General features: G+C 43.6%; 12 protein-coding genes. 6 read left to right on the top strand and 6 right to left on the bottom strand.

Going from position 1 to position 7996, the window contains the following annotated elements; all coding sequences use genetic code 11:
• The 6 genes from KAU88_03435 to KAU88_03460 form a co-directional block, all read left to right on the top strand.
• Positions 1-366 (top strand): ferritin (locus KAU88_03435; protein MCK4477566.1); only part of this gene is annotated, 366 nt, incomplete at its 5' end.
• A 58-nt stretch (positions 367-424) separates the two neighbouring features.
• Positions 425-952, top strand: coding sequence for an FprA family A-type flavoprotein (locus KAU88_03440; protein MCK4477567.1), 528 nt, complete (start codon positions 425-427; stop codon positions 950-952).
• Between the two features lie 84 nt (positions 953-1036).
• The gene (locus tag KAU88_03445; GenBank protein MCK4477568.1) at positions 1037-1621 is read left to right on the top strand and encodes a rubrerythrin family protein; all 585 of its coding nucleotides are present in this window, start codon (positions 1037-1039) and stop codon (positions 1619-1621) included.
• 33 nt (positions 1622-1654) lie between these two features.
• Entirely contained in the window at positions 1655-2014 is a 360-nt protein-coding gene (locus KAU88_03450; GenBank protein MCK4477569.1) for a desulfoferrodoxin, read from the top strand.
• A gap of 117 nt (positions 2015-2131) precedes the next feature.
• On the top strand, positions 2132-3100 hold the full coding sequence (locus KAU88_03455) for a replication factor C small subunit (GenBank protein MCK4477570.1): 969 nt from the start codon (positions 2132-2134) through the stop codon (positions 3098-3100).
• A gap of 24 nt (positions 3101-3124) precedes the next feature.
• Positions 3125-4387: a replication factor C large subunit gene (locus KAU88_03460; GenBank protein ID MCK4477571.1), complete on the top strand. Its 1263-nt coding sequence runs from the start codon at positions 3125-3127 to the stop codon at positions 4385-4387.
• A 44-nt stretch (positions 4388-4431) separates the two neighbouring features.
• Here KAU88_03460 and KAU88_03465 read toward each other — a convergent pair whose 3' ends face one another.
• The 6 genes from KAU88_03465 to KAU88_03490 form a co-directional block, all read right to left on the bottom strand.
• Positions 4432-5427 carry a hypothetical protein gene (locus tag KAU88_03465; GenBank protein MCK4477572.1) on the bottom strand — a complete coding sequence of 332 codons (996 nt, stop codon included), beginning with the start codon at positions 5425-5427 and terminating at the stop codon, positions 4432-4434.
• Positions 5428-5565: 138 nt separating this feature from the next.
• Positions 5566-6513, bottom strand: coding sequence for a GTP 3',8-cyclase MoaA (gene moaA / locus KAU88_03470; protein MCK4477573.1), 948 nt, complete (start codon positions 6511-6513; stop codon positions 5566-5568).
• On the bottom strand, positions 6510-7046 hold the full coding sequence (locus KAU88_03475) for a MogA/MoaB family molybdenum cofactor biosynthesis protein (GenBank protein MCK4477574.1): 537 nt from the start codon (positions 7044-7046) through the stop codon (positions 6510-6512). The genes moaA and KAU88_03475 overlap by 4 nt, the downstream gene beginning before the upstream one ends.
• On the bottom strand, positions 7043-7474 hold the full coding sequence (moaC, locus tag KAU88_03480; protein MCK4477575.1) for a cyclic pyranopterin monophosphate synthase MoaC: 432 nt from the start codon (positions 7472-7474) through the stop codon (positions 7043-7045). The genes KAU88_03475 and moaC overlap by 4 nt, the downstream gene beginning before the upstream one ends.
• A gap of 44 nt (positions 7475-7518) precedes the next feature.
• A complete protein-coding gene (locus tag KAU88_03485; protein MCK4477576.1) occupies positions 7519-7689 on the bottom strand; it encodes a hypothetical protein in 171 nt (56 codons plus the stop codon).
• Between the two features lie 10 nt (positions 7690-7699).
• Positions 7700-7996: winged helix-turn-helix transcriptional regulator (locus KAU88_03490; GenBank protein ID MCK4477577.1), on the bottom strand; the 297-nt coding region annotated here is incomplete at its 5' end.

Raw genomic sequence — 7996 nt, forward strand, 5'->3', positions numbered from 1 at the left:
CACGCCATGAAAATCTACGACTACATCAACGACCAAGGCGGACAAGTGAAACTCATGGCTATCACACAACCACCAACAGAATTCGGCTCGTCTCTAGACATGTTTCAGAAGACCTTGAAGCACGAGAAATTCATTACAAAGAGTATCAATGATCTTGTTAACCTGGCGATTAAAGAGAAAGACCATGCTACAAACATCTTTCTCCAATGGTTTGTCACTGAACAGATCGAGGAGGAGGCTAATGATAACGAGATAATCTCTAAATTGAAACTTGCTGGAAAAGGTAATGGATTGTTTATGATTGACAAAGAACTTGCAACACGGATATTTACGCCCCCAACAACATCCAACGAGACTCAAGCATAGAATATTGCAATAAACAAAATAGGAAGTGATTAGATGAACAAAGAAACTGAGGAGAAACGTGAGTATACCACACAGACACATTGTAGAACAACTTAAATGGGGTCTGTATATGCAAAAAATCCTCATTCTTTACTATAGCCGAACTGGAAACACCGAAAAGATGGCTAAAGCAGTAGCCGAAGGAGCTAAAGCAATTCAAGGAGTTGAAGCTGAACTAAAGTTTCACGCAAGACCTGAAGAGTTAGCTGACTATAACGCTATTGCAATTGGAGTCCCAACTTACCATCATGACATGGCTGTTGATATTAAGAATCTTCTCGAGAAAGTCGCCTTGAAAAACATCAATTTGAAAGATAAAATAGGAGCAGCTTTCGGGTCATACGGCTGGAGTGGTGAAGCACCACGACTGGTTCTTGAAATCATGAAAAACAGATTTGAAATGCACTTGATGGAACCACCAGTTCTACTTAAATACATACCAGATGAAGCAGGACTTGAAAAATGTAGACAACTCGGAAAGGAAATCGCCGAAAAACTCATGCCGCGTATACATGCAACACGCGGAGAGAATGATTTTCAGAAGTAGAAGATTCAAAGCGTTAAACAAATCAGTTAATGAAAATTTAAATAACCAGACAGGTTCTATGAGTCGGACAGAAGGTAAGTAACAATGAAAAACACCATTGAAAATCTGGTAAAAGCATTCATCGGTGAAAGTCAAGCAAGAAACCGCTATACATTCTATGCAAAGATTGCCAAGAAAGCAGGCTTTGAGCAGATTGCAGGGATTTTCCTCATTACTGCAGAGAACGAGAAGGAACATGCAAGCAACCTATTCAAGCTAATCTGCAGGTTGAAAAAGAAAAGTAGCGAGGAACCAGATGAGATTAAAGTTGAAGCAGTAGCCCCAACGGTTCTCGGCAGCACGGCAGAGAATCTGAAGGCAGCAATCGCAGGAGAAAACTACGAGAACACAATAATGTATCCAGAATTCGCCGAAGTTGCTGAAAAAGAAGGCTTTCCTGAAATCGCAATAAGATTAAGAGCGATCGGTAAAGCAGAAAAACATCATGAAGAAAGATACAAGAAACTGCTAAAAGAGGTTGAGGCAGGAACCTTCTTCAAAAAGGAAAAAGATGTTTGGTGGGTATGCCGAGAATGCGGATACATTCACTTTGGAAAGGAACCACCAGAAAAATGTCCTTCATGTGATCACCCGAGAAGCTACTTCCAGCTTAAATGTGAAGAATATTAAAAGGAGGGATAGAAAACGACAGAACAAAAACAGATTTACAAATGCAACATTTGCGGCAACATAGTTGAAGTTTTGCATACAGGAGTAGGACAACTCGTCTGTTGTGGTCAGCCAATGGAGTTACTATCGGAAAAGACCACGGATGCAGGCTTAGAAAAACATGTCCCTGTAATAGAAAAAACTGCGAAAGGAATAAGCGTGAAAGTTGGTTCAGTACCGCATCCGATGGAACAAAAGCACTACATTGAATGGATAGAAATAATCGCCGATGGCAGAACTTACAGAAAATTCCTAAAACCAGGAGACAAACCAGAAGCAGAGTTTGAAATCACAGGGGAGAAAATCTGGGCAAGAGAGTACTGCAGTATCCACGGATTGTGGAAATCCTCCTAGCATCGCCTTTCTAACATTCAACCCCTATTCCTTCAGGCGCCTGCCGCTGCACATCTACTAAAGAATTAATTTATCTTACACTAAATCTAGTGTATAGCATCATTCGGAGAGAATTACATGAGCTATGAAATGTGGGCAGAAAAATACCGCCCAAAATTCTTAAGCCAAATGGTAAACCAGAAAGACATCGTAGAACGCCTTGTCAGCTTTGCAAAATCCCGCAACGTCCCCCACTGCATTTTTGCTGGTCCTCCTGGAACAGGAAAAACAACCGCAGCTTTATGTCTAGCTCGCGACTTGTACGGCGACACTTACAGAGAGAATTTAATGGAACTGAACGCAAGCGATGAACGGGGCATAAACGTTGTTCGTGAAACCGTGAAGACTTTTGCTCGTGTGCGGACGCTTGGAGAAATCCCGTTCAAAATCCTAATTTTAGATGAAGCAGACAATATGACTGGAGATGCACAGCAAGCCTTACGGCGAACAATGGAAAGGTACACCGGAACTTGCCGGATCATCCTGATAGCCAACTACAGCGGAAAAATCATCGAGCCGATTCAAAGCCGCTGCGCCCCCTTCCGTTTCAGCTATCTGCCGCGAGAGGAACAGGACACATATCTTAAGCATATAGCCCAAAACGAAAACGCAGAATTGTTAGAGGATGGGTTGGACGCAATTTACGACGTTTGCAGAGGCGATTTGCGGAAAGCCGTCAACTCGTTACAGGCGGCCGCTTCTCTTGGCAAGCCTATAAGCTCAGAAACGGTTTATTCGGTGGTTGGACGAGCAAACCCAGCAGACGTTCACGCCATGATAAAAATCGCGATGGATGGCAACTTCGTTGAAGCAAGAAAAAGGCTTCGGGAGATGATTATGAAGTATGGCGTGGCTGGAGGGGACATAATAAAACAGATTCACATAGAACTTTTTCGTCTTGACGTTCCAGAAAGCTGGAAGGTTAAACTGGCAGACGTAGTGGGCGAAGTGGATTTCCGCCTTACTGAAGGCGCAGATGAAGAGGTGCAGTTGAGTGCGTTGTTGGCGAGGCTTGCCGAGGCAGGTTACGAGTTGAAAGGTGGCTAGTCTGTAGTGCATGCTGCATGGACCGTGAAGTACAAGCCCAAATCCTTGACAGAAGTTGTGGGAAACCGAGTAGCAATAGGCAAATTCAAAGAATGGTTAAAATCGTGGGAGAAAGGAGTTCCTGCACAGAAAGCCGCATTCCTTCATGGTCCACCAGGTGTCGGCAAGACAGCAACAGTTGAAGCCTTAGCTAGCGACCTTGGCATGGAGTTCATAGAGAAGAACGCCAGTGATTATCGCACTGAGGAGAAAATCCGCCAATTTGCTGGATTAGCTTCTCAATATGGTGGTTTCTTCGGAAAAAAGCGCATAATTCTCCTTGACGAGATGGATGGAATTTATGGCACAGTAGATAGAGGAGCCATCCCAGCTATAACTGAAATAATAAAAAACACACGGTGCCCTATCGTTCTAATCGCGAACGATTTCTGGAACAAAAAGTTCATAGCATTTCGAAACAAAAAAAAATATCTAGTCATCGAGTTCAAAAAGCCATCGGCAGGCGAAGTGTTGAAGCATTTAAGGCTAATTTGCGCCAAAGAAGACATTGCTTCTGATGAGGAAGCTGTAAGGTTTATCGCTCAGCGAAGTGAAGGTGACATCCGGTCGGCTGTAAATGATTTGCAGGCGTTGGGACAGGGAAAGAGGAGGCTTACATATGATGAGGTCTCTTGGCTTGCCTATCGAGACCGCAAAGAAGTTATTTTCACTGTTCTACGCCAAGTTTTATATGGAAAAAGTTGCAGAGCTGCTAAGCAGACTGTCGGCATGGTTGATGTTGATTTGGACATGTTTTTCGAATGGATCTACGAAAACGCGCCTTATCATTTTAATATTCCAGGCGAGTTGGCAAATGCTATGGAAGCGTTGGCAATGGCCGACTTGTATAGGGGAAGGATTAGGCGGACACGGAATTGGAAGTTGATGCGATACATGATTGACTTTATGACTGCGGGGGTAGCGATGGCTAGGGACAAGTCTAAGCCGACTGGATGGATCCCGTTTAGGTTTCCGCAAAGAATAAGGATGTTGTCAACTAGCCGAGCCGAAAGAGCAAAGAAGAGGGAAATAGGGAAGAAGGTAAAACGGCGAATGCACATTTCAGTAGCGGTGGCGCAAAAAGACGTTCTGCCTTATCTGAAAATTATTTTTGAAAATAACCTGCAGATGGCAGCAGGCCTAATTGACTGGTTTAACTTTGACCAAGATGAAGTCAGCTACATTGCGGGAAGCAAAAGACAAGCGAAAGCGATATTGAAATCTATGGAATTAGATGCTGCTGCTTAGTACTGCAACAGTCTCAACTTACACACAAAAAAAATAAAAAAAGGTTATGGGGAACTAGGTCTTTTAGACGCCCATATAACTGCAGCAAAGCCGAATACCACAAATCCGATTCCGAACACAATCCACGCGTAGGCTTGCGTCATGGCTGCTTGCGCTAATGCGAATTCTGCATCTGCCGTTTTCATGGATGCATCAGCTTCTATCATACTTGCGTTTGCTATAGCCTCACGAATTGTAAGGTTCGCTTCTTTTTCCAACAGATCAGTCTGCTTCCATTGGCGAGTATAATTATTATCAAATTGCTGCCAGTCTAAGTCGTACGCTGTCTCAGTATCAATCGCCTGATTCAATAGATCAAGAGCAGTCTCGTAATGTGTTTTGGCGCTGTCGAAATTGCTTGATTCATGGCTGTCCAATCCCATCTGGTAATGTATGGAGCCGTTATACCACAAACTTCTAGCTACTACAGAGCTGAAAGAGGAGTAATCGTAGTAGCTAAACGTCATGTTTATCTCATCGTACAGCATCATGGCTTCTTTCTGAACTGCTGAGTAAACAACAAAGTCAGATCTTGCCCGCGTAGCATGAAGACTTACTTGTTGTGGCCCACTTGTAGCATTGACTTTCTCAACGAAAATCGTGTAGGCGTGTTGGACTAGGTTCGAAGCTACAGTAACGTAAGGCACAGTAAAGGTAATAGTGAACGTATAATGATTTTGTGGAGAGATTACTATTGGGCTGGCTTTGCTGCATTGAGTGGAGTTGTAATTCTCATCCCAGTCCATATGTATCCAAACAGATGAAACGTTCAGATCTGGATCACCATACCAATCTGGGTTGTACACTGTAACTGTAAGTGTGGCGATGGTATTTTCTGGAAATACGGTTAAGGAGTGGCTATTTGAGTAGGGATCATAGTCGTGTTCTTGTCCTATCCAATTGTGACCAATTATGGATGCTTGTGCTGGGCTTATCGCTGATGTAAACAGTGTTGCAGCGAGAGCAGATGTAAGAATCGTTAAAAGTATTGCTTTCTTCATTCTTTAGCCTCTTCCGCTATGTCCTTGCAAGTTGTATAAAAATTTAATGCAGTTTAAAAGCATGAAATAATAGAACGAGAAAGACTTTGTAAACTGCGTGTCCTAATCTTCTTGTGGATGAAGTGAGGAAAGGCAGTTCTATTTCACTACTTGATAGGTTGGCGGTTTATAATAGGGTTCTCTCCTTCGGCAAGTTTCTGCAAAAAGCTTTTTCAATTGTTCCTCAGTTGCCCCGTTCCTTAAAAGAGTTAATATGTCTACTAGATTTGTGTTAACCATTAAACAAGGCTTCAGCTTCCCGTCACTAGTTATCCGCAGCCTCGTGCAATGGGCGCAGAATTCTGTGTTCTCTGTAGGGCGGATTACTTCAACTCTTCCATCTGGTAAGTGGTATATGCGCCTGTTTTGCATGTAAGGTCGCACTTCCACATGTAAAGCCCGCTTTGCCAAATCTGCTTCTACCTTGTCCAATGGATAAAGGTAGCGTTCAAAGTACTTTTTACTGATGTTTATGGGCTCTAGCTCTATCAGCTGTAATAACGTATCGCTTTTTCTTGCAAATTGAATCATTGCAGGAATTTCATCTTCATTCACGCCCGCCAAAACCAGCATGTTTAACTTAACAGGATACAAGCCAGCATCAACAGCGGCGCTAACTCCCTTAAGCACATCTTCCAAATTGCCATCCATCAACCCATTATAAACATCAGCCATCAAAGATGGCAAACTAATATTGACTCTCATCAAACCGTGAGTCCGTAAATCCTTCGCCAGGGATTCCAAGAAAGACCCATTTGTGGTCATCGACAAATCCTGTAAGCCCTCCAAACCTGCAATGCCTGCAACAACGTCTAAAATGTCTTTTCGCAGCAAAGGTTCACCGCCTGTCAACTTGATCTTTCTTATGCCCAAGCTAATGGCTATCTTTGCCAATCGAATGATTTCTGTGGCAGTCATTTCAACAACAGAATCGTTAGGTTCTTTCTCTTGACCTTCGCGATGACAGTAGGGACAGTGCAAATTGCAGCGTTGAGTTACCGAGATTCGCAAGTTCAGAACGGGGCGACCGAAGTTGTCCTTAATCATGGTTTTTCCCGAGTGTGCTTCACGATGTGACCCGTTTCAGGCAATATAAGCTTGTCGAGGCAAAGCTTCACAGCATCTATACTTCCTGGAATGCAGAAAACTACATTACGCTTCACAATTCCAGCGACTGCACGGCTCAGAACAGCCGCAGAACCTATGCTATCATAACTGAGTTTGCGGAATAGTTCGCCGAAACCGGGCAAAATCTTTCTTAACATGGGACTGACAGTTTCAATCGTTACGTCCTTAGGTGCAATTCCTGTACCGCCACAAACAATAACAGCAGCCACAGCCTTATCTTGCAAAGCTTCTTCAACTGCCTTTTTGATCATCCTTTCTTCGTCCGGCACCATAACGCGAGAAATAATCTTGTGACCATGCTCCATTAGCGTTTGAGCGATCAAGTCGCCTGAGGAGTCATCTATATGCTTGTCCTCATGCAAACGTGCGAAGCGAGACGTACTACACATAACAAGGGCGAAACCAAGTTTGGCTGGGGCTTCAGCTTTGTGTTTACGTGAAGATTCACTCACTCTTCCTTCACCTTGCGTAAAACCCTGACGTCTCCGATGACTGTTGTAGGGTACTGACCTTTGCGGTCTTTCTCATATTGTTTGGTCATATCCCAAACTGTCAAAAGCGCAACAGAAACGGCTACTAACGCTTCCATCTCCACACCGGTCTTTGCAAAGGCTTTAACTGTTGCTTCCACAGTCACCATTGACTCGCCAGCAATTTCAACTGAAACATCTATGGTGGACAACGGCAGAGGATGACACAGCGGGACAAGTTCACTTGTCTTTTTAGCTGCTAAAACGCCTGCAACCTTCGCCAAACTAAAAACATCACCCTTCTCAACCTTCCCCTCCTTGATTAGCTGCATGGTTTCGGCTTTCAACTTTATTGTGCCTTTAGCCGTTGCCTCGCGAAAAACTTCTGGCTTCTTGCTTATATCTACCATACCCATGCATTTCACACTTTCCTTAGAGGTTGCCTATAATCAATCTATGGAACCCTTTCCTCTCCTTCCGCAATGCTTATTCTTACTTTAAATGTTTCCGTTTTGCCAATTATACTATTTGCAAAGTTCCCAAAAATATAGCCAGCATCGATGTTCAGTTGCGCCTTCATCAAAGGCCATGTAAATGCTGCTTCTATCACAGCCCAAGGGGACATAGATACAGACCTACCCCCTCCCCCCCTCCCCCCCTACCCTTTCAGGGTATACACCGTTTTCTTGTTCCCACAATTCCATCAAATCTTTTATAGCCCTCGCTTTTGCGTTTTCCTCGTTGAAACGATAAATGCGAATGCGACCGAAAGACTTGTGTTTTATCAAACCTGCATTTTCTAGCATTTGCAAATGTTCGTTGGTTGTAGTGTAGTTTAGTCCTGCGCGTTTTGCAATCGCGGAAATATTTAATTCTTCTATCTCGGAGAGAATGCGTAAAATTCTAACCCTTCCTCTGGAAGAGAAGATGTC

Source organism: Candidatus Bathyarchaeota archaeon (assembly GCA_023131225.1).
Classification (GTDB): Archaea; Thermoproteota; Bathyarchaeia; order Bathyarchaeales; family SOJC01; genus JAGLZW01.

What these genes read in the sequence shown, in the direction of transcription:
- KAU88_03445 (MCK4477568.1), top strand. Translation starts at nt 1,037, where the DNA reads ATGAAAAACACCATTGAAAATCTGGTAAAAGCATTCATCGGTGAAAGT.
- KAU88_03455 (MCK4477570.1), top strand. Translation starts at nt 2,132, where the DNA reads ATGAGCTATGAAATGTGGGCAGAAAAATACCGCCCAAAATTCTTAAGC.
- KAU88_03465 (MCK4477572.1), bottom strand. Translation starts at nt 5,427, where the DNA reads ATGAAGAAAGCAATACTTTTAACGATTCTTACATCTGCTCTCGCTGCA.
- moaA (MCK4477573.1), bottom strand. Translation starts at nt 6,513, where the DNA reads ATGATTAAGGACAACTTCGGTCGCCCCGTTCTGAACTTGCGAATCTCG.
- moaC (MCK4477575.1), bottom strand. Translation starts at nt 7,474, where the DNA reads ATGGTAGATATAAGCAAGAAGCCAGAAGTTTTTCGCGAGGCAACGGCT.
- KAU88_03485 (MCK4477576.1), bottom strand. Translation starts at nt 7,689, where the DNA reads ATGTCCCCTTGGGCTGTGATAGAAGCAGCATTTACATGGCCTTTGATG.